Source organism: Phyllobacterium sp. 22552 (assembly GCF_052044585.1).
In the GTDB taxonomy this organism is placed as follows: domain Bacteria; phylum Pseudomonadota; class Alphaproteobacteria; order Rhizobiales; family Rhizobiaceae; genus Phyllobacterium; species Phyllobacterium ifriqiyense.
The window spans coordinates 563,107-585,498 of the sequence record NZ_JBQENG010000003.1 but is presented as its reverse complement, the minus strand read 5'-3'; the positions used below and the strand labels follow the sequence as shown (position 1 = coordinate 585,498).

Below are 22,392 nucleotides of genomic sequence, written 5' to 3'. Positions count from 1 at the left end.
TCAGGCGGCGTCTTCAGCTGCCTTTAATACGGCTGCGCGCTTGCGGCGCGCAGTATGGTTCTGTGCCACGACCGGTGCGGTTTCTTCGCCTTTCTGCACGTGGACAGTTGGGACAGGCAGTTCAATGTTGTTTTCCTTGAAAGCCTTGCGCACGGCGATGAAGAATTTGCGCTTCATTGCGAAGGCTCCGCCAGGTTTTGTCGTCATCTTCATACGCAGCACTATGCCGTACTCGCCAAATTCCTGAATACCCTGCATTTTGATTGGTTCAATGACCCAAGGGGCAAATTCTGGATCAGTTGCAAGCTCAGCTCCCACACGTTTGATCAACTTTCGCGCAGCTTCAATATCTGTGTCAAAGCCTACGGTGATATTGAACTTGTCCATCGTCCAATCGCGGCTCTGGTTCTGCACTGCTCCCAACTCGCCGAAGGGTATGGTGAAAACCGGACCACGATGGTGGCGAAGCTTGATCGAGCGGAGGCTGAAACTTTCAACCGTGCCCATATATTTCCCGCTGCTGATGTATTCCCCAATGCGAAAAGCATCATCCAGAAGGTAGAAAACACCTGAAATAACATCCTTCACGACCGTCTGGGCACCAAAGCCGATAGCAACACCGACGACGCCTGCACCGGCAATCAACGGTCCGATCTGAATACCAATCGAAGAGAGGATCATCAGGATTGCCATGATCAGAAGAGAAGCGAACAGAATATTGGAAATGATCGGCAACAGAGTACGCAACCGTGCCTGCTGCGGATCGATCTCGGCATGTTCTTCCTGTGCGTGATGATGGACACCAAGCTTGCGCTCGATCAATGCCTTTATGATGCTCCAGCCGAAGTCTGCAGCAAGAGCGATGACCAGCGTATTGACAATACCGCGAACAATCAGCGTCGTTGTCGGGTTTTGGAGGTTCTGCATGCTGGACATGCCGACGCCCCACATGCGGGCCGTAATGAATATGGCAAGCAAGATCAACGCGACGCGAATGCCGCGATCAACGACCGCAAGCGTAACGGCGGGAACAGTTGCGCCCCCTGCTTCGGCTGTTGCAGGCCGCAATATGAAATGGACCGCCTTGTGCGCTATGATGACGAGCAGCGGGATCACGAATGCAAGCGCGACAACCGAGAAAAGCACCCAGGCTCCCGTCAGCTGGAGCAACCAAAGTCCGATAAAATAGACCGTCATCAGCCATGTCGCGGCAACATGACTGACCAACTGCTTTTTGCCCTCCGCAACCGAAGCGCGCGGACGGCGCCATATAGCAACCAGCCCAAGACACAACAGGACAAAACTTGCCGGTATGGCCAGTGCGACAATCCCGTCTGAGGTCAGACCCAAAAGCGGCAGCAGCGAGAAGGTTGCATCCACAAACAGGAACCAGCCGGCAATGATGACAAGCCAATGGCTCCAGTGATCGGCCGTTTCGTCTGATATTGGCAATGCCCGCACTTCCTCCGAATGTGCGACCTGCATGCTGGATGTGATCAATCCTGCCTTGCAGAACACATTGACAGCCCATGTGCCGGTTGCAGCGGTCAAGTAAGCAAGCACGATCTCACGCAATAATGGCGGCCACTCGAAAATCATGAATGCGCCTGTGCTGCCGACGCTGAAGGCAAGGATCATGAGGCCGGAGTATAGAAAACGGGCGCTGATTTTCTTCGCCCTGCCCTGCGGCGTATCTTTCGATAAGCTGATGAGCCATCGACGATATCGCACTGTCAGGCGGTAAACCAGTCTCTGCAATGCGATACCGGCAGCAATAAAAATACCTACCAGCAGGAATACACCCAAGAGACCGCGGTCGCTCAGCTCGGACATAATTGTGGAACGCGCCTGCATGAACTGTCTCGGCAGGTCCGGGATTGTTCTGGCGGTGCGTTCAATATGCTGTTTCACCGTGTCGAGAGAAGACGAGACCATGGATTTTGTCATGGTCGCGGATTCTGGTGTCACTGTACCGGTAGCCACAGGAGGTGCCGGTTTTGCCAGCTCCTTTTCCAGCCATGTCTTCACTTCGGGGTCGGACAGCAGCTGGATAAACTGGTCAACTTTCGTCGGTGTGGTCGGCTCGGCAGCTGGTGCACTCTGAGCAAAAACTGGTGACGTCAATAAGAACAGCACCGCAAAAACACTAATCAGTACTTTCAGCAATGAAGAAGGTAAAACGGTCATGGGCTGCCATCAACGCAAAGAGTGACACGCCTGCATGGATTGGTTATGGCCAACCCCAGCAGTATTATGAATTATCTAGCACAATCCGGCAGGTCTTGTCTGTCAACAAAGAAGGTTGCGGCATTTCAAGTATAGGGCTCGCCTGTTCTTCGTGGCTCGTCGTAATTGAGAAAGAATTCATCAAGCTGCGGCGGCGGAACGTTTGTCCCGGCCAGCATGGCATGGGCCTGCCCGCGGTGGTGAATCTGGTGCACGAACAGATGCGACAGGACGAGAGAAATCGGTTCGCGAGATGTGTCTCCGGTTCTCCATGTGATGGATATAACCCGGGCAAGGTCAGCAGCGCTCAACCCGTCACAAAAATCGATAAGCGACTTATCAAATTCCTCCTGTGCCTTCTTCAAGTCGCTGGCAGCAGGAAATGGTACGTCGCCTTCCAAACCAATATTCGCCCGACCAACGCCGATCATATCAGCCATATATATGTGATCGACGATCAGGTTATGATTAAGGGTCAGCTGTATCGAGGGAAAGAAACTGGTGCGCTCTTGAGCAAATTCGGCAGGTGATAACTGCTCACAGGCAGTCAGCAATCGATGATTTGACCAGGCGCTGTTGCGCGCCATGGCCGAAAAATGGGCTTGGAGGGAGATGTCAGACATCGCCCTCACCTTTCAGATGATCAGTTGCCGCCAGGATAGTTCGGGCTTTCACGGGTGATGGTGACATCATGGGTGTGGCTCTCGCGCAGACCAGCATTGGTAATACGGACGAATGTAGCCTTTTCGCGGAATTCTTCCAGATTTTTTGCACCCACATAACCCATGGAAGCGCGCAGGCCGCCAGCAAGCTGATGCAGAACGCCAGAAACCGGGCCCTTATAGGCGACCTGACCCTCAATGCCTTCTGGAACAAGCTTTAGCTCATCGCGCACTTCCGCCTGGAAATAGCGATCTGCCGAGCCGCGTGCCATTGCGCCGACGGAGCCCATGCCGCGATAGGCTTTGAATGAACGGCCCTGATACAAATAGACTTCACCGGGGCTTTCTTCGGTGCCAGCAAGCGCAGAGCCGGCCATGGCAGCAGATGCGCCGGCAGCCAGCGCCTTGGCGAAATCGCCCGAATACTTGATACCGCCATCGGCAATAACTGGAATATCGGCTTTCTGTGCAGCCTCCACCGCCGACATGATGGCGGAAAGCTGCGGCACACCAACACCGGCCACGATACGCGTGGTGCAGATTGAGCCGGGTCCAATACCAACCTTGACCGCATCGGCGCCCGCATCGATCAGAGCCTGTGTTCCGGCAGCGGTGGCGACGTTACCGGCAATGATCCGCACGGCATTTGACATTTTCTTGGCGCGGGTAACCGCATCAAGCACACGCTGGGAATGACCGTGCGCTGTGTCGATGACAAGAATATCGACACCTGCGGCGATGAGGCGTTCGGCGCGTTCAAAACCATCTTCGCCAACACTGGAAGCAGCGGCAACGCGCAAACGGCCCTGCGCATCCTTTGCTGCATTCGGGTTAAGCTGCGACTTTTCCATATCCTTGACGGTAATCAGGCCGACACAGTGGCCTTTATTGTCTACGACCAGCAGCTTCTCAATGCGGTGTTGATGAAGCAATCGCTTGGCTTCTTCGTGCTGAACATTGTTCTCGCGAACAGTAATCAGGTTCTCGCGCGTCATAAGCTCATAGATTTTCTGCGCCGGATCCGATGCGAAACGCACATCGCGATTGGTCAGGATACCGACGAGGCGGCCAGGCTTGCGGCTACCCTCACCCGCATTCTCGACAACCGGAATGCCGGAAATGCCATGGGCACGCATCAACGCCTGCGCATCGGCGAGCGTTGCATCCGGGCCGATGGTGACCGGATTTACGACCATACCGGATTCGAACTTCTTGACCTGCCGGACTTCTTCGGCCTGCAATTCCGGTGTCAGATTGCGATGGATGACACCCATGCCCCCAGCCTGCGCCATAGCGATTGCAAGGCGCGACTCGGTGACAGTATCCATGGCGGCAGACAAGAGAGGCAGGTTCAGCTCAATGTCAGCTGCGATACGGGTGCGGATATCCGTCTGGCCAGGCATAACTTCGGAATGACCGGGTTGCAGCAGGACATCATCAAATGTCAGTGCAAGTGCGCCTGTTGCGGATTCAACGATTTTTGCCATTACCAATTCCTAACATACGGCTAATACGACTAAAGGACGCGCCACGTGAAGTGGAGCGTCGATCAAGGTCTATTCAAGTGAATTGGCACGGGCTGGTAACATGCTTATATCAGTTTGAAAAGCCGTAAACGCAACTGCTGGCCCTTTACGCCCTGTTCAGACACATAATCTTGCAATTGCCAAAGCAGAAATGCCCGTCACCCAACGTCGAATTGATAGGTCGCAGGCACGAAGCGATAGCCCGTTTCCAGCTTTTCCGCATAACCAACACTCGGGAAAGGCATGTGGTAGCCGATGAATGGTACTTTATCAGCGGCAATCTTATCGAAAACCTTCTTACGGGTCTCTGCGGCCATTGCCTTGTCGCCGTCAAAGCTCACTTCCCATTCAGGACGTTGCAGCGACGCCACATAGTGATTGGCGGTATCGGCTGTCAAAACCAGGCGCTTGCCTGCCGACTCTACATGAAAAATCATGTGACCCGGCGTGTGGCCATAGGCTGCTTCACTGGTAATACCCGGCACAACCTCATCGCCAGCCTTGATAAAGGTAAATTTGTCGGCAAGCGGCTTGACCTTGGCATTGACCGCTTTCGCGTTATTTTCAGCGGGCGTTCCTGTGCGTGCGGCATCTGTCCAGAAATCATATTCGATCTGGCCGCCTACATAACGCGCATTGGCAAAAGCCGGTTTATCGCCATTCATCAGCCCACCAATATGATCTCCGTGCATATGGGTGATGAGAACGACGGTGACCGCATCCGGCGTATATCCGGCTGCTTTCATGTTGTTTTCCAACTGGCCCAGACCATTTTCACGCCCGCCAACGCCAAAACCGGTATCAACCAACACGACGTCAGAACCGGTATTGATCAAGACAGGGGTGAAGCCATTGACGAACTTGGTCTCCGGCAGAAAATTATTGCGCATAAGCTCTGCAACTGTTTCCTGGGTTTGATTGGCTCCGAAAGTCGGATGAGGCCCGTCTCCCGGGCGCAAACCGTCAAGCAAGGTGGTTATTTCAAAGTCACCAAGTTTGAAACGCTTGAAGCCGGGGGATTGTATATCCGAATGCGGCACGGCAGCTTCAGCGGTGCCCATAATACTGGCTGATGCCAGTCCTCCAGCCATCGCAGTGGAAGCCAGAAACAGATCGCGGCGCGAAATCTCAAATGTCGACATGGATCAATCTCCTTGAGGTGCGAATGCTTTTCAGGTTGTAGCGCGGAAAGACCAAAAACAAAGACATGCGTAGATCACTTCTGTTTGATCGCGGCTTGAGCACCAGCAATGCCGGTGCTATCGCATCGCTCATGAGCTGTTGTCCGGCGCCGGACCCGCTTTCTCAATGCTTTGAGAACTGGATTAGATTTTGAACCGTGTCATTCCACTCGTCCTCGCCGTCGCCCTCTTCATGGAGCAGATGGACTCGACTGTTATTTCGACATCCCTGCCAGCCATCGCGGCGGACATTGGGACGAGCCCCATTGCACTGAAGCTGGCATTGACCGCCTATCTCGTCTCGCTTGCGGTTTTCATCCCCGTAAGCGGGTGGATGGCAGACAGGTTCGGTGCAAAAAACGTGTTTCGTGCCGCGATCGTGGTGTTTGTTCTCGGTTCCATCGCCTGCGCGGTATCAAATTCGCTGCTGGCCTTTGTCGTATCGCGTTTTCTTCAAGGCGTCGGCGGCGCAATGATGACACCGGTGGGGCGTCTCGTTCTTGTGCGATCAACGCCGCGCAATGAGCTTGTGGGGGCAATGGCGTGGCTGACCATGCCTGCGCTGATCGGACCGCTATTGGGCCCGCCCGTCGGAGGTTTTCTCACGACCTATTTCAGCTGGCACTGGATCTTCCTGATCAACGTGCCGATTGGAATAATCGGGATCTGGTTTGCCACACGCTACCTGCCTTCCGTGGAAACACTGGTACGGCGGCCGCTTGATGTTATCGGTTTCTTTTTGAGCGGAATCGCCGCTTCCGGTGTCGTATTTGGGTTGTCGGTTGTCAGCCTGCCTGCGCTGCCCTCATGGGTAGGGCTGACAACACTTGCCGTTGGACTTGTATCTACCGTTCTTTATCTTTTTCACGCGCGCAACAAGCCAGAGCCTTTGCTGGCGCTCGATCTTTTCAAAAACCAGGTGTTCCGGGCATCCATCGTTGGTGGCAGCCTGTTTCGTATTGGCGTCGGCGCTGTCCCTTTCCTGCTGCCGCTCATGTTTCAGATCGGCTTCGGCATGACGCCCTTCCAGTCAGGCATGATTACATTCGTGTCAGCTTTGGGAGCGATGAGCATGAAGCTTGTGACAAAATGGTTCTACGCCAAGACCGGTTTTCGCAACTCGCTCATGTATGGGTCCGTCGTCGCGGCGGTCTTTATCGCGGTCAACGGGCTTTTCACGCCGGCAACGCCCTATTGGCTGATGATCCTATTATTGCTCGCCGGCGGTTTTTTCCGTTCGCTGTTTTTCACCGGAACAAATGCGCTGGCCTATGCGGATATTCCCAATGAACAGACCAGTCAGGCCACTCCAATCAGTTCTGTCGCACAGCAAATTTCGATAGCCCTGGGTGTTGCTGTCGCTGGCGGCATTCTTGAAGTGTCTACAAAGTTGCATGGAGGGCCGCTGCAACTATCAGACTTTCATACGGCATTCTTTATCGTTGCCGCGGTTTCCGGACTTGCTTGCCTGTCATTTCGCGGCTTGAAAGCGGACGCCGGGGCGGAGGTTTCCGGCCATCGGCCACGAATCAAGGTTGTTTCGCCTGCCGAATAGCAATCAGACGTCTCTGCCCTTGAAGTCTCGGGCCAAAAGATAAAGTTCGACCGACTCTGCACGGGAAGCTGGCGGCTTGACATGATGCACGGATTTGAAGTGCTTCTTGAGAAGTGTCAGTACCTCATTTTCCGTGCCGCCCTGGAAGGTCTTGGTCAGGAAGTGGCCACCCGGGCGCAGAACAGACACCGCAAAATCGGCGGCAACTTCGCATAGGTGCGTTGTACGGATATGATCGGTACGGCGATGGCCCGTTGTTGGAGCTGCCATATCAGACATCACGATATCAGGCTCCCCACCCAAAGCTTCAATCAGTTTTTCCGGTGCAGCGTCGTCGAGAAAATCCATCTCAAGCAAGGTAACACCCGGCAGCGGATCAATATGCAGATAGTCAATGCCAACGACTGTCGGCTGATGTGCGGGCGATTCCACGATGGAAGCAGCTATCTGGCTCCATCCGCCCGGAGCAGCGCCGAGATCGATAATGCGCTGACCCTTTTTCAAGATCTTGTAACGATCATTGATTTCGATGAGTTTATAGGCGGCGCGGGACCGATAGCCATCCGCCTTTGATCGCTGGACGTAGGGATCATTAATATGGCGCTCAAGCCAACGGCGCGAGGATTCCTTGATCGTCCCGGCCTTCTTCTTGATCTTGGTGTGCAGCCCGCGCGTGCCTGTGCCGCCGCGTCCGCCTGTTGTCGTCTTAGCCATCTGGGACCCTGTTTTCCGCGCTATATCAATCGCGCCTAATCTTGCTTATGCGCTGGGACGAAGCCAGCGGTTGCGCCACGCGCCATCGCGCGACATGAGTTCGGTTAAAATACCTTCGCGAAGGCCACGATCCGCAACGCGTAATTTCTGGCTGGGCCACACATTGCGGATGGCATCTAGAATTGCGCAACCGGCAAGTACAAGATCAGCACGATCAGCACCAATGCAAGGATTTGCGACACGCTCGTCAAAACTCCACGACAATAGTCTGCTCGTCATTTCAGTCACATCGTCATTTTGCATCCAGATGCCATCAATACGGCGGCGATCATAGCGCTCCAGTCCGAGATGAATACCAGCCAGCGTCGTTACGGTGCCGGACGTTCCAAGCAAATGGAAATTCTGGCTTTTTACCAGATCGCCAAGCTTGTGACGCTCTGTAAATTCATTGATGAGTTCAGCAACGTGATCGACCATGACCGCGAAATTATCCGTCGTCACGTCGCGGCCGCCAAAGCGCTCCGCCAGTGTTACCACGCCAACCGGCAGCGAGGTCCAGGCTATGATGTGCTCCGCCAACCGGGGTGAGCGACGCTCGGAAACGTCAATCAATGCGATTTCGGAAGATCCGCCACCAATGTCGAACAGGACCACCGCGTCAGTCTCCCGCTCGACCAATGTGCCGCAACCGGAAACAGCGAGCCGGGCTTCAGTCTGGCGATTGATGATTTCGAGATCGAGTCCCGTTTCATCCTTTACCCGCGCCAAAAACTCTTCACCATTTGAAGCTTGTCGGCAGGCTTCGGTTGCAATCAGGCGCGCACGCCGCACATCATGGCTATCAAGCTTGTCCCGGCAAACTTTCAATGCCTCAATGGCACGATTCATTGCGTTCTCGTTCAGCCGGCCTGTGGCGCCAAGCCCTTCGCCCAGACGAACGATGCGGGAAAACGCATCCACGACCCGAAACTGGCCGGGGCGCGTGGGAGAAGCAACGAGCAACCGGCAATTATTCGTACCCAGATCCAGCGCGGCATAGAGCGCGGCTCCTGAGTGCCGGTTGTCTTTACGGACCGCATCTTGAATTACAGGCTGTGCCGCTGCCGATGGCTGAACTTGCAAGGTGACGACGCTGGCTTCAGCGCTCTGCACAGGGCCTTTATTGCCTGCGCGCCCACGACGGCGAAAGCGATTTGGCCGTCGCTTTTTAGCTGGTTTGGCGGCTGCGGCCGCTGGACTGACAGCGGCGGGCGCAGATGCAGCCGTCGATACGGCATTCTCCGCCAAAACAGGAGCCTGCTTTGACTTGCCACGCCGTCTGCGGCGCGCACGTTTCTTGGGGTTCGGGTCGAAGCGCCGTTCTTCGGAACCGGAAAGGCTACCCTGTACCTCTTGCACGGGATTACCATGTTGTCCGGACCCGTTCTTGGCAGAATCACTTGCACCATTTGGCACATTGATTCCACCAGACGCCCCATGCGGCGCCAATGAGGCACCCAGTTCGGGGTCTTTCACTCTTTTATCCTTTGAGCACCGCGCGAACCATCGAAGGACGCAAAGCAAGGCGCTTTTCAATTAATGTTGGAGATAATGTAACACGGATTGGCGAATATCCAAGAGACGTTTTACCGCCTAACTGTCGAGAAGGCTCGCATCGCACCTTTTGGCTCGTTCAGCCAGCCAGTTTTTCAATCTCGCCCTCGGTATTTTCTACTGCCTTCCACCCCGTGGATTGCAACAGCATTGAACTGGCAACAAGGTCGCCGTTCAACGTGGCCCAACGATCGCGCTGCCCCGTGATACGTGCCGCAATATCCATGATCCAGACAGGACATGTGAACAATGAGGGGTTTCTTTTGACACCCCGACGCAGGGCGACAAGTATCTGCGCAACTGTGACCGGGCTACTATCGGCGACGATGAAGGTTCCGCCATCGGTTTTTGGTTGATTGAGGCAATGAATTACAGCGTCACAAAGTGACGAACGATGAACAAGAGACCTTTTGCCGGCGAGGGATTTGAATGGAAGCGGGATCGGCAATGCCGCAAGTTTTATCAAAGCCGCCAGATTGCCCTTTACACCGGCACCGTAAACCAGGACTGGCCGCAATATCGTATAGTTTCGCCGGGGCATGAATTTGGCTATGTCGATTTCTGCGTGTCGTTTCGCCCGCCCGTAATCGTCAGTGGGCTGTGGATCATCTGATTCAAGCACGACACCCTGAGCAATATTGGCGCATTGCGCCCTTATTGACGACATGAAAATGAACTTGCCTGTAATGGCTTTATCCGCGGCCTTCGCCAGTCTGGCTGGAAGAACATGGTTTACTGCATTGTATATTTCAGCGCCATTTTCCAGCCTTGTATGCGCAATGGCTGCCAGATGAACCACATGATCGACGCCATCCAGAATAGTCTCGAAAGCGGCGTCGGGCTCATCATGAACTGGCAAACGAACAGTTTTTACTCCGGCAACGACACCCGTTGCTCCGTCTCTCACAGCGGCAACCACCCGATATCCCGATGCCAGCAAAAGCGGAACAAGCTCAGTTCCGACAAAGCCCGTGGACCCGGTAACAAGAACAGTAGCCGAAGCCATGTGATTCATCCCTTTCAAGAACTCCTATTAAGAGCAAAATAGAACGAGCAATAGAAGTCAGTAATTTTAACTCATGTTCCAATACCTCACCGGAACAAATGATTTTCAATCACGTTGTACGAGGCCAAATATCAAAAGGCAGTGCTTTTGATCCTGAAGATTGACAGATGTTCTGATTGATAATTCGCGCATAAGTTGTATTAGACCATTGTCACAATTTTGAGACGAATCCCATGCTTGATAATGACCAGCAGCCAGTACAATTAACTGGATTATTGTTCTTGGCTGCAATCGCTGTGATATTTTTAATCATTGTATGGCTAATTGGTTCGACTTTTGTTCGGTCTGAAACTCCTCCGGCTCCGCAAAGCTGGAACAAGTCTGGCGTAGTGGGCGTTATCATAGGCTGAACGCTCCGCATCGGGTTAAGCGCATGCTCCCGGCGCGGCTAGGCAGGAGATCGAAAATGTACTCACGAACAGCCAATTTTTGGTTCAATTTTGCAATATTTGCTGTGTTTATTGCACTGCTGCTTATGCTCAATCCGTAAGAATATTCCAAAATTGAGCAAATAAGAGCGGCAGGGCTGCCGCAATCAAAAACTGAGCCCGTGACACGCCCGAATTAAACCTCTAAGCTTCTGTATTGTAAATCGTCTTTTGGCCAGGCTTGGCTTTTCGCGGCGTCAGAGGTTTCGGCCGCCAATTCATTCCAAACGACTGATTCCGTGAAGTATCCTGGTATAACCGGTAGGAGGCACCATGGCCAAGGGTCAGCAACGCAGCAACAAAGAAACGCGCAAGCCAAAAAAGGAAAAGGTCGCAGCGAAAGCAGAAGTTCCTTTTAGCTCGATGATGAAAAAAGCAGAGGCAACCACGCCTAAGGGCAAGCCGAAAGCTTGAATCAATATGTGCCGGCCAACATGGCAAACCATGTCCCGGCACGTTCTCATTTTGTGGAACAAAAAGAGAACAAAATCCTTTTCAAATATGTTCGGTTGTGGCAGTATTTTTGGAAAGGAGATTCCTATGAACGCCATCTTGAGACAACCAGAAGATGAAATTGATGAAGCTCTCGCTTATCATCAGGGTGATGCAAGGGCGACCGTGGCTGCTCTTTTAGCCGAGCGCGACTTTCTTTTGCGCGAAATCGAATATGCAGCTTTGGCAATGTCATATGGTTTCGCCCGGGGATGGCGGCCGTCCGGTCAAAAGATTGTAAGATAGACTTGGCAGCCGTCGCGTGTCATTATTGTAAGCTAACAATGTGAGACACGATGAAACATAGTCCAAAACAATTGCCCGAAGTCGGTGTGCGCCCGAAGCGGGTGCTCAGCCCCTCAGAGCAGAAAAGTCTGGCTACCACAGCTGCCGCCTCCGCCATCATCAATGATGAGACCAATAAGTGGGAGAGCAAGACAGCCCGGCTAAAAGCGCTTCGTCTTGCGAAAGAAGCTGCCGACGAAGCCGAACTTGCGGCGCAACCGCCAAAAGCAGCGCCTAAATCCAAAGCCAAGGCGAAAGTCTCCCGGGCGACAAAAGCCAAGTAGTTACTGCCTGCCAGAGCACCTCAAGGCCGAGACTGAAGGAGCTATTTGTGATTTTCTGCACGCAGAAATCGAGAAATAGTTTTCAGTTAAAATTCTTATGTGCTAATTGATATATTAGGCTTGGCAAAGTCTTTATATTTATTTCTGGCGGTCCGCATTGACGAAACAGGTGCTTCGCCTTATATGTGTGATATCGGTATTTGGTAGTTAGTTAACAGTTTTATTGCGTCTCAGGCGCTCTGAAAGATCCTTCTTCAAAAATCGAGCTAAAAACTGCATGGCGCGTCGTGCCCTGTATTAAGATATTTCCATTGAAAGGGTTCATCATGAGCACTGGAACAGTAAAGTGGTTCAATTCCACAAAGGGCTTCGGCTTCATTCAACCTGATGACGGTTCGGCAGACGTGTTCGTTCACATCTCCGCAGTTGAGCGCGCTGGTATGCGCAGCCTCAATGACGGTCAGAAGATCAGCTTCGAATTGGTCCGTGACAACAAGTCCGGCAAGATGACTGCTGATCAGCTTCAGGCTGGTTGATTATAATTCGTCTTCGCGGTCTTTGACCACGGATGTACTGGCACTGATAGCAAAGATGAATTTGAGAAGGTCGGGTTTTCCCGGCCTTTTATTTTGCCTGGATTTCTGGCGGCCTTATACCTACGGTCGGCAGACTTTGTTCAACCGTCATTGCCTCACGCAGAATTTGCGGTCACGTCGGCGATGGACAGGTTTATGAACCCAAGCGTCTCGCTAGCTTTGCACCATGGCGCCCCGCTTCAACACGCTTGACGCCGCAAACTCTGGGCATCCTGGGAAAAGGCGGCATTCTCCATGACATTTCAGCGCAAGCACCAAGAAAACACTGGAAAGACTGCGTTCTAACCCACAAGGTACGATTCGGTTTGACAGCCTGCTTTTCGCGGCTGATGTGTGGTTCGAAGGAGTTCCCATTCATGAAAGTTCTCGTCCTTGGCAGTGGCGTCGTCGGTGTCACGTCGGCCTGGTATCTTGCGCAGGCAGGACATGAAGTTGTGGTGGTGGATCGCCAAGCGGGACCTGCACAGGAAACCAGCTTTGCCAATGCCGGAGAAATTTCACCGGGATACTCATCACCTTGGGCAGGTCCCGGTGTCCCGGTAAAAGCCATCAAATGGATGCTGATGCATTTTGGCCCGCTTGTCGTGCGGCCGAAATTCGATCCCTATATGGCGTTATGGCTGGCAAAAATGCTGCGCAACTGCACATCTGCACGCTATGCGCGCAATAAGGCTCGGATGGTGCCTGTTGCAGAATATAGCCGCGATAGTCTCAAGGCGCTTCGCGAAGAAACCGGCATCACCTATGATGAGCGCACGCAAGGGACGCTGCAGCTTTTCCGCACCCAGAGCCAATATGATGGCACCGGCGGTGATATTGATGTTCTGAAGCAGTTTGGCGTGCCTTATAATCTGCTTGACCCAGAAGGCTGCATTGCAGCCGAGCCCGCATTGGCCAATGTGCGCGGAAAGTTTGTCGGCGGCTTGCAATTGCCTGGCGACGAAACGGGTGATTGCCAGATGTTTACCGAAAAGCTGGCGGCGCGTTGTGCCGAAGCGGGTGTGACCTTCCGGTTCAACACGACGATCACGTCCATTAATACGAGCACGAACAAGATCGCCAGTGTTTCGACGGAAACAGAAGAACTGACCGCTGATGCCTATGTGATCGCGTTTGGCAGCTACTCTCCCTTCCTGCTACGTCGCATCGGGGTGCATATTCCCGTCTATCCGGTGAAAGGCTATTCCATTACCGTTCCGATCACCGATCCTGCTGGCGCGCCGGTTTCGACCGTCATGGATGAAAGCTACAAGGTTGCAATTACTCGCCTTGGTGATCGTATTCGCGTCGGCGGCACCGCTGAGATTTCCGGCTATGACCTGACATTGCGCGAAGCACGCCGGGGAACATTGGCTCATTCGGTCGGCGATCTGTTCCCCAAGGGCGGCGATATTTCAAAAGCAAGTTTCTGGACGGGCCTGCGCCCAATGACGCCCGATGGTCCGCCAATCATCGGCGGCGGGACAAAATATTCCAATCTTTATCTCAATACCGGCCATGGGACGCTAGGATGGACCATGGCATGCGGGTCGGGCCGCGTTCTCGCCGATCTGGTATCTGGCAAATCCCCGGATGTCGACCCATCGCCACTTAACATCAGCCGCTACGGCTGATGTTAAGACCACGTTCAATCCGCACTAAGTGCTTTAAAACATTACAAATTGTTTAGGTTCACATTCAGTTTTCGTTCATCTCGCCAGAGATACAACCATTGCGTGTCTGAATAATCATGGTCTTTCCCAAACCATGCAGCTCACGAGGAAACGAAAATGAAAAAAATCGCTCTGGCAGCAATTGCCATATCACTTCTAGCCCCGCCCGCAGCTTTCGCCCAGCAGCGACACGACCAAGGTCGCCATTACGACCAGCAACGCGAACATGTCGTCAAAAAGCGCATCGTTACCAAGAAGGTCGTTGTGAAGAAAACACGCTGGTCGCGCGGTCATGCACTACCGTCAAGCTATCGTCGCAACGTGGTGCGCGACTATCATCGCTATCACCTGCGGACCCCGCCACGTGGTTATCACTGGGTAAGAGCTGACGATAATTACGTACTGATCGGCATCACATCCGGCATCATTTCGGCGCTGGTTCAAGCCCGATAAACAGAAGACTGAAAAGCGGCGACCTCCAGCGCCGCTTTTTCAGTCTATGAAAACGCGAACAGTAGCCGCCCGCCCCATCGAATCGACAACCGTCAAAGTCGAATATCCTCCACCATCCGGCGTCCATTGATTGACCCGTCTGCGCGACATATCCGGCAAAGGCTTGCCATTGGCCAGCCAACGGAACGGCGCTCTGCCGCCTTGCAGCTTCAATATGAGCGGGTTTATCTGGCCTCCGTGCTTGGCACCAAGATCGACTCGCGCACCTTCCGGTGGATAAATTATCTGCGGCGCGGGTTCCCGTGTTGAAGAGGCGAGAAGCCCGCTTGGCGTCATGGAAAACCGGCGTTGACTTATGGGCAATTCCGCCTGTGCAACTCGCGCTGCTCCAGCCGGTGCACGGGCCAAAGGCGTTATTGCAATGCCGGATTTGGCAAAACCCTCAAACAGGATAGGCGCTGCGGAGGCGAACCCTGTTATGCCCGGGACAGCCCCATTATCCGGCCGCCCTACCCAAACACCAAGTACATAAGCCCCATCAAAGCCCACTGACCAAGCGTCACGATAACCATAGCTTGTACCAGTCTTGTACGCGATGCCACGCTGGCCCGCGCCCAAAGGCGGCATGACGCCGGACAGGATATCGGCAATATGCCAGGCAGCGACAGGTTCAAGCAAAGGCTCACCCTCAATGACCGCGGGCTTTTCCCGGATACCGTCCCCTAACTGTACTGGCCTGCCCTGATTGGCCAGCGCAGCATAGAGCTGGACAAGATCTTTCAACGTCGTACCGACGCCGCCAAGTCCAATTGCTAATCCGGGGGCCTCATTGGCTGGCAGAACCGGACGCACGTCAGCGCGGCGGAAACGAACCATCAAACGCGTTGGCCCAACCACATCGAGCAGACGCACCGCTGGCACATTCAGCGACAATTGCAATGCCTGCCTGACGCTGACATCACCTTGATAGCTCATATCGAAATTGCGCGGCCGATAGCCGAAAAAGTCTGTGGGACGATCTTCAATCATCGTTTCCTGGCTGACCAGACCATCTTCAAAGGCAAGCCCATAAATGAAGGGCTTCAGCGTCGATCCCGGCGAACGATTGATGCGCGTCATATCTATCCAGCCCGAACGGCTGGCATTAAAATAATCGGCGGAACCAACTTCTCCAACGATTTCGCCAGTGCGGGCATCAGCCATCACCATGGCGACAGACAGTTTCGGACCGAGCTTCACAGCTGCATCACGCGCAACAGTTTCCAGTCCCTCCTGAACCTTACGGCGCAGGGTGGTCTGATGACGTTTGACTTGCGGTTCTTTTTTTGCGGCAGCTTCTGCAAGGTGAGCTGCAAGGGCGGGGAGTTGCAGACGGCGGGAGGAGACGGGGATCAAGCCTGCGCGTTCAGCCTCGCCCTCCCCGACAATTTTTTCCACCGCCATGCGTTTGAGAACGCGTTCTCGCGCATTTGTCGCCGCACCAGCATTACGGTCTGGCCTTCGCTTTTCCGGTAATTGCGGCAGGGCAACCAGCAATGCTGCTTCCGAAACGCTCAAGCGACGTGGTTCCTTGCCGAAATAGCTCAAGCTTGCCGCGCGAACGCCTTCAAGATTACCTCCGTAAGGAGCGCGCGTCAGATAGAGATCGAGAATCTGCGATTTGCTTAAGCGGCGCTCGATCTGCAACGCCCGCACGACTTGCTGAAACTTTGCCGTAAGCGACCGGCCTTCACGAGGCTCGATAAGCCGGGCAACCTGCATTGATAAGGTAGACGCACCAGAGACGATGCGTCCATTAGTGACCAGCTGGAAGGCAGCCCGTCCCAAGGCCAGAGGATCAACGCCCCGATGGTCCATGAAGCGCTGATCCTCATAGGCGATCAGCATACGCACAAATTGCGGGTCAACATCCTTGGTTTTTGTACCCAGTCGCCACCGGCCTTCAGTAGTTGCAAAGGCACGCAACAACTGGCCATCCGCGTCAACCACTTCAGTTGAGACCTCGCGCGCTTTTTCAAGAGGCGGCGGGAACGCATGATCCGCCGCGTCGAGTCCAAAGGCCAACAGGGTCGCCAACACAAGATTGGCAGAAACGCCGATGCAGAATGTCCGCCACGTAAGCATTATTGTGCTTCGACGACCTCCATGCGGCCAGAGGCAGTGCGGGCAGAAAATTGCGGGCGATACATGTCCTCGACGCTAGCGGCAGGATGGCTGTAATTGCCCGGTGTGACGGCGCGAACAACGTAAGCAAGCGTAATTTCGCTATTATCGCTGGCGACCCTATCAAACGCAGCAACGAAACGATCACTACGGAACTCCGTGTGAGCCGCCTCGACCTCACCTATCCAGTCAAAATTGGTCAAGCTGGCACTATTGACCAAGCCGGGATTGTCGATCTCAAAACCAGCGGGCAACAGATCCGTAACCAGAACACGCGAGGGCCATCTATTGTTCTCTGTTATCTTCAAAACAACGACATAGCGCTCATTCTGCTTGGCCTCTGTGACGTTGGCCTCGCTACCATCAAGCGTGTAATAGGTGCGTTCAATATTAAACCCATCACCGCCCGCCGGCAGGGGCTGCGACGGTGCAGCAACCGTAGTGACAACTGCGGAAAGCGGAGCGGAGCTAGTGTTCGTAACTGTCACGGGCGACGCAATCAGTTCTTCGCCTGTAAGCTGTGATGCATAACTACCTGCATGGGCTACACCGTTAATATCGAGCTTCAGATCGCTGTCTCCGTCTTGAATTGCACGCGCAGCAAGGAGCATCCATGTCTGTTCCTGGGTGCTGGTGTACCGAGCGCTTTCCCATTGTTCAGCAACGATTTTTGACAGTTGCGGAATGATAGCCGGAACCGGGCGGCTCTCGGCTGCCAGAGCAAGAACGGCAGCGCCATCACGCAAGGATGAACCATAATCGGAGCGCACCAGGCTGACATTGCTCAACAACGATGTCTTACCGACAATATCGGTGAAAATGCTTTGCGAGCGCTGACCATCGCCATAAAGCGAAAGCGCAGCAGCTATATGTGCTTTTGCAAGGGGCGTCGGAAACTCCGAAAGCATCGTATCGGCATAGTAGCGAAGATCGCTGATTGCGGCCTTGCGATTGCGGGCCAATACGTAGAGCGCATAGGCTATTTCATTTCCTTGATCCTTGACATTCACGTCATAGCTCAACGAATTCTGGAGATTATCCAGCGCCTGAACCAGCGCCTGTTCCGGCACGTCATATTTCTGTTCGCGTGCTCGTGTCAGGAAATCCGTGACATAGGCATCGAGCCAAAGATCGCCCGAACCTGGGCTCCACAGGCCGAAACTGCCGGACGAAGACTGATAGGCAAGCACGCGGTATATGGCTTCCTGAACGCGTTTTTGAACATCGCCATCATCAGTTATACCCGATTTCTTTGCCAGTTCGCTCATATATAGCAAAGGCAAGGCGCGGCTGGTGGTCTGTTCGGCGCAGCCATAAGGGTAGCGATCAAGCGTCATCAGCAGAGCAGGAATGTCGAACGCCGTTGATCGTGTAACGTTGAGGCTAACCGAAGCGCCCTGCAGGATACTCCCGGCAAGCAATTCACTGTCCACTTTGACACTGGCATTGGGTGCAAGCTTGATTGGCTTGCGCACAGTCATCGGCAATGTTGCTGGACGAACCGGAAGATTGAGCGTTTGTTCAAGCGACATGCCGGCGGTATTTGACAGTTTCACCGAGACAACGCCATCGCCGGGATGAACGCCAACAAGCGGCAAGGTAAGGTCGAATTTGCCGCCAGCGGTCAGGTTGATCGCCTGCGATGCGCCGGGCTGCTCTACCTCGACGGCAGGATTGCCGGTGACCTGCACCTGATATTCACCAGCAGGCGCGTCGGTATTGGCTATATCAAGCCGCAAGGATGCTTTGTCGCCAGGCGTCAGGAATTTTGGCAGGCTTGCTGTCACTACCACCGGGTCACGGATAATCACGTCAGAGGTGGCATGCCCAACGCCGGATTTGGACCAGGCGACAGCCATGACCCGCGCCGTGCCATTGAACTGCGGGATATCAAAACTGACGTTCGCCTTACCTTCCGCATCAAGCTTTACGGGCCCGGAGAAGAATGCGACGAGCTTTTCAGTTGGAGGATTACCCTGCATCGGCATTTGAGCGCCGTCGCCGCCGGTACGCAGTTTCCCTGTTGCGCCCTGCGAACTATCAATCAGACGCCCATAGAGATCGCGGATTTCGAGCCCAAGCTGACGCTGGCCAAAATACCAGTTATCAGGATCAGGAGCCTCGTAACGAGTCAGATTAAGAATTCCGACATCCACTGCAGCCACGGAAACAAATGCGTTCTCATTTGCGCCAGCGCCTGCAACCTGCAATGCGATGTTGAGTGGTTGGCGTGGCTCGGTTTTTTCCGGAGCTTCAAGCTTGACTGCCAGCTTGCGATCGCCGGGATTCACATTCAGCCACTTAATACCGATGGCTCGCATGGGCATATGCGTTTCCTGTGCATCGCCCGGACGGAACAACGTGGCCGTGACATAGGCTCCTGCACCCCAATCGGCGGTGACAGGAATATCAACTTCGCCGCCTTCCGCGCCAATGCTGGCTCTGGTCGTTGCCAGCAGGCTTTCAGCGCCGACTGTCACCAGCAATTCGCCAGCGAAACGCGAGGAAACTTTCAGCTTGGCGGTATCACCAGGCGCATATTGCTCCTTGTCCAGCGCAATTTCGAGGCCGTCAGGTGTTTCCGTCGATGCGGCTTCAACATAGTAACCAGCGTCGAATTCGACGCTTGATGTGGGACCATCCGCAGCAGCTGTTTCCACTTCCAACCGGAAACGTCCCCATGTCACGGGAACTGAAATCGCCCCGCCATCCGTGGTGGCATCAACTGTGCCATTGGCAACCTGCTTGGTCGACAAAATAGGCTCGTACTTCCACGAGCTACCGTCGCGATACCACTGATAGTTCCGCTCGACGCTCAGCAGCTTCCATGACAGACCTTGCATGGCCTGCTTCTGCCCATTTGCATCAAGCGCTATGACGTTAAACTTGCCAACGGAATTCTCGCTGAGATCGCCGGAAAACTCCGGCTTGATCCCAATCATCGAGCTTTCGGATTTGACTGGCAGCGTCAATGAACGCTCAACAGCGCGTCCGCCTGCTTCCTTCAATCGTACAACCACATTTGCATTCAATAATTGTGTTGTCGAAGGAGCATCGGCAATGGTCACGTCAAACGTCGCCTTGCCGTTTTCGTCCAATGCTTCGGCAGCTTCGATCGGCACGGATACTGGTTCACTTGCCTGTTCGTCGGCCAACCCGAAGAAGTACCCTTTGAAATCCTCTCTTTCGCGCGTGGGCTTGAGAATGACCTCGCCTTCCGCAAACAAACCCGCAGCAGGAGCGCCGTATAGATAGCGCCCGTCAATAGTGACAGATGCGGGCTGGCCGATCTCCAATGATTTGGCGTCGCTTGTCAGATCGAACTCGATACGGTCGGGCACGAAATCCTCGACCATGAATTGCTTTTCCGCAATTGAAGACCCCTTTGGGTCGGTGAATATCTGCATCGTCCACGTGCCGCGCATGGCATTGGCCTGCAAAGCCAGATCCAGCGTGTGGCCGCCCAAATTCTCTCCATCACTAACCATCCGGCGATCTTCTACGCCATCTGGACGCTTGAATACGAAAGTGAGTGGCAGTTTCTCGATAGCATTTGCAGCGTTGTCACGCGCGAGAGCCGAAACGTGGACCGTTTCACCTGCCCTGTAGATGCCACGCTCGGTCCAAGCCAGAATATCGATAGCGCCAGGAGCCGCGCGGCCCGTAACACCGCGATCCGAAAGGTCGAAACCGGCTCGGGTCATGTCCAGAAAGACATAATCGGCATCACCGTTGCGGGCGGTGATTACGGCGGGAACCATGGCCGCAGTGCCGCGCATTAGCCCCGCACTGAACGTTGCACGACCATCCGTATCGGTTGTCGCGGTGCCGAGAATTTCGTTGTTCTTGGCAAGCAGCTGCAACTCAACGCCGATAAGCGGCTGGGCACTGGCAAGCGAGCGCACAAATACGTTCAGACCATCAGTACCTGTATATGTCGACAAACCAATATCTGAAACGACGAACCATTGGGTTGCCAGCGCTGCCCAATCATCCTGCTTTGCTTCAGGTGATACGGCAGTTAGCACATAAACGCCGGGCTTGCGCTGCGGCAAGGCCTCATCGACAGGGAAGCTGGTGACAACGTCCTTGTTCAAGTCGGTCTGAATATCAATCGTGCCTTCCCAAATGGCTTCACCTGCCTCGTCCTGCAGTCTTTGAGCACTGTAACCTTCCAATTGCGTAAGGAATTGCGAACTCGTCAGCAAAGGCGCAATACCGCGATCGCCGATGCGGTAGAGTTTCAGCTTGGCGCTGCTGGTATTGACAGACACAATAGGAATGCCGCGACGGGCCGTGCTGGGCAAAACGAAACTGTCACCCGTAAACCGAACCATGGCTGTGCGGTCCTTGACGTAAATATCAAGGTCGACTTGCCGCTCCAAAGATTCACCCACCGATGAAGGAAGACCGGCACGCAGCGCGAGCTTGTAGCGTTCACCATGTGTCAGACCTTCGGCGCAGATCTCACTACCCTTGGCTTCAACGCTTTTCGCCGGCACGCCGTTCAGTGTGACGAAGGGCGTGTAATCCGTCCCCATTTTTACCAATGGTTCTGAGAACTGAACGCAGGCACGTGCTGTCGCACTGTCAGCATCAATTGTGTGATTGACCACGCGGAAGCCCTGACGCGCCTGCAGATCATTGAGTGCTGCCCGAACTGTCTTTGCTTCAACCAGTTCCAAGCTTGCCTTATAGGCATTGATTGCCGCCCGGTAATTTTGCGCAATCTCCAGGGACGTTCCCAAGACGGAAAGGTCTTCTGCGCGGCTTTGTGTGGTGCGTGACAATTGATAGGCATTAAAAGCAGCTAACGCAGACTGACCACCCCTGTAGCGATCGCCTCCAACATTTCCAGCTTTTGCAAGCTCCAGCCATATGTCTTCATTGCCGGGTGCGAGCGACAAGGCAGCCATATAATTCTCGAGGGAGGTAGGAACTGCGCTGTTTCTTGCAAGCTCGATAAGCTTGTCAAAACCCATCGCTTTTTGAGCATCGGTTGCCGACAGATTGGCTTTGATCTCACGTGCATCGGTGATGAACTGCTCCGAAACAAACTGCACTTTAGGAGCGGCGCCAATATCCGGTTCGACTGAGGTCTCCACGACCTTTCCGGCAAAGACACCCGGGAAGCTCTTGAGCTCCTTGAAGTCTGATTTCAGGAAGCACCACTTTACCTTGGGGTTGTAGGTGAAGGCTTTACACGCCTGATCTGCAAGACAGACGGTTTCGCATTGATCCAGCGTAACATCTTCCTCTGTGCGCAGATCAAACCCGAAATAATCGCTATCCTTCGTAGTGACGATATCGCGGTTAATTTCCGCGGCCCCCGCCGGTAAGATGGGGGTAAAAAATGTGAGGAGAAGAGCCAGAAGCCCAAACCTTGCGCGCACAGACATATCGTCCTCCCAACGCCACTACTGATCCTGATGTTGGGCACTCTTTAAACTTCGTCGTGACTTGTCAACAGACCATGCAACTTACGGCTGAAATCTATGACATTGTTACAGTAAAAA

16 protein-coding genes are annotated in these 22,392 nt (G+C 54.0%); 7 read left to right on the top strand and 9 right to left on the bottom strand.

All coding sequences use genetic code 11. The features are described 5' to 3' along the window. From ACTJI9_RS09990 to ACTJI9_RS09975, 4 genes are all read right to left on the bottom strand, one after another. Complete coding sequence (locus tag ACTJI9_RS09990; RefSeq protein ID WP_440807647.1) at nt 1–2,187, bottom strand: mechanosensitive ion channel domain-containing protein; 2,187 nt, start codon at nt 2,185–2,187, stop codon at nt 1–3. Between the two features lie 125 nt (nt 2,188–2,312). Next, nucleotides 2,313–2,849 carry a DinB family protein gene (locus ACTJI9_RS09985; RefSeq protein WP_307283102.1) on the bottom strand — a complete coding sequence of 179 codons (537 nt, stop codon included), beginning with the start codon at nt 2,847–2,849 and terminating at the stop codon, nt 2,313–2,315. A gap of 20 nt (nt 2,850–2,869) precedes the next feature. Continuing rightward, nucleotides 2,870–4,375 (bottom strand): IMP dehydrogenase, encoded by a 1,506-nt coding sequence (gene guaB / locus ACTJI9_RS09980; RefSeq protein ID WP_115055176.1) that lies wholly within the window; start codon nt 4,373–4,375, stop codon nt 2,870–2,872. Between the two features lie 197 nt (nt 4,376–4,572). After that, nucleotides 4,573–5,556, bottom strand: coding sequence for an MBL fold metallo-hydrolase (locus ACTJI9_RS09975; protein ID WP_115055177.1), 984 nt, complete (start codon nt 5,554–5,556; stop codon nt 4,573–4,575). Between the two features lie 190 nt (nt 5,557–5,746). On the opposite strand from ACTJI9_RS09975, the gene ACTJI9_RS09970 reads away from it, so the two are divergent. Then, nucleotides 5,747–7,150 (top strand): DHA2 family efflux MFS transporter permease subunit, encoded by a 1,404-nt coding sequence (locus ACTJI9_RS09970; protein ID WP_115055178.1) that lies wholly within the window; start codon nt 5,747–5,749, stop codon nt 7,148–7,150. Between the two features lie 3 nt (nt 7,151–7,153). On the opposite strand, the gene ACTJI9_RS09965 is transcribed toward ACTJI9_RS09970, so the two are convergent. The 3 genes from ACTJI9_RS09965 to ACTJI9_RS09955 form a co-directional block, all read right to left on the bottom strand. Next, on the bottom strand, nt 7,154–7,864 hold the full coding sequence (locus tag ACTJI9_RS09965) for an RlmE family RNA methyltransferase (protein WP_115055179.1): 711 nt from the start codon (nt 7,862–7,864) through the stop codon (nt 7,154–7,156). A gap of 45 nt (nt 7,865–7,909) precedes the next feature. Next, on the bottom strand, nt 7,910–9,379 hold the full coding sequence (locus ACTJI9_RS09960; RefSeq protein WP_115055180.1) for a Ppx/GppA phosphatase family protein: 1,470 nt from the start codon (nt 9,377–9,379) through the stop codon (nt 7,910–7,912). 157 nt (nt 9,380–9,536) lie between these two features. After that, on the bottom strand, nt 9,537–10,463 hold the full coding sequence (locus tag ACTJI9_RS09955; protein WP_440807640.1) for an NAD-dependent epimerase/dehydratase family protein: 927 nt from the start codon (nt 10,461–10,463) through the stop codon (nt 9,537–9,539). Nucleotides 10,464–11,224: 761 nt separating this feature from the next. On the opposite strand from ACTJI9_RS09955, the gene ACTJI9_RS09950 reads away from it, so the two are divergent. The 6 genes from ACTJI9_RS09950 to ACTJI9_RS09925 all read left to right on the top strand — a co-directional run bounded on the left by ACTJI9_RS09950 (nt 11,225) and on the right by ACTJI9_RS09925 (nt 14,713). Then, nucleotides 11,225–11,365 (top strand): hypothetical protein, encoded by a 141-nt coding sequence (locus tag ACTJI9_RS09950; RefSeq protein WP_307283087.1) that lies wholly within the window; start codon nt 11,225–11,227, stop codon nt 11,363–11,365. Nucleotides 11,366–11,491: 126 nt separating this feature from the next. Next, on the top strand, nt 11,492–11,689 hold the full coding sequence (locus tag ACTJI9_RS09945) for a hypothetical protein (RefSeq protein WP_115055266.1): 198 nt from the start codon (nt 11,492–11,494) through the stop codon (nt 11,687–11,689). A gap of 50 nt (nt 11,690–11,739) precedes the next feature. Further along, the gene (locus tag ACTJI9_RS09940; protein WP_115055182.1) at nt 11,740–12,012 is read left to right on the top strand and encodes a hypothetical protein; all 273 of its coding nucleotides are present in this window, start codon (nt 11,740–11,742) and stop codon (nt 12,010–12,012) included. A 326-nt stretch (nt 12,013–12,338) separates the two neighbouring features. Beyond that, nucleotides 12,339–12,548, top strand: a complete 210-nt coding sequence (locus tag ACTJI9_RS09935) for a cold-shock protein (RefSeq protein ID WP_091881096.1) — start codon at nt 12,339–12,341, stop codon at nt 12,546–12,548. Nucleotides 12,549–12,964: 416 nt separating this feature from the next. Next, the gene (locus tag ACTJI9_RS09930) at nt 12,965–14,221 is read left to right on the top strand and encodes a D-amino acid dehydrogenase (RefSeq protein WP_336440531.1); all 1,257 of its coding nucleotides are present in this window, start codon (nt 12,965–12,967) and stop codon (nt 14,219–14,221) included. Between the two features lie 156 nt (nt 14,222–14,377). Next, nucleotides 14,378–14,713, top strand: coding sequence for an RcnB family protein (locus ACTJI9_RS09925; protein ID WP_440807634.1), 336 nt, complete (start codon nt 14,378–14,380; stop codon nt 14,711–14,713). A gap of 39 nt (nt 14,714–14,752) precedes the next feature. Here ACTJI9_RS09925 and pbpC read toward each other — a convergent pair whose 3' ends face one another. Further along, the gene (pbpC, locus tag ACTJI9_RS09920) at nt 14,753–16,837 is read right to left on the bottom strand and encodes a penicillin-binding protein 1C (RefSeq protein WP_115055185.1); all 2,085 of its coding nucleotides are present in this window, start codon (nt 16,835–16,837) and stop codon (nt 14,753–14,755) included. Continuing rightward, the gene (locus ACTJI9_RS09915; protein ID WP_440807631.1) at nt 16,837–22,275 is read right to left on the bottom strand and encodes an alpha-2-macroglobulin family protein; all 5,439 of its coding nucleotides are present in this window, start codon (nt 22,273–22,275) and stop codon (nt 16,837–16,839) included. The genes pbpC and ACTJI9_RS09915 overlap by 1 nt, the downstream gene beginning before the upstream one ends. Nucleotides 22,276–22,392 lie beyond the last annotated feature (117 nt).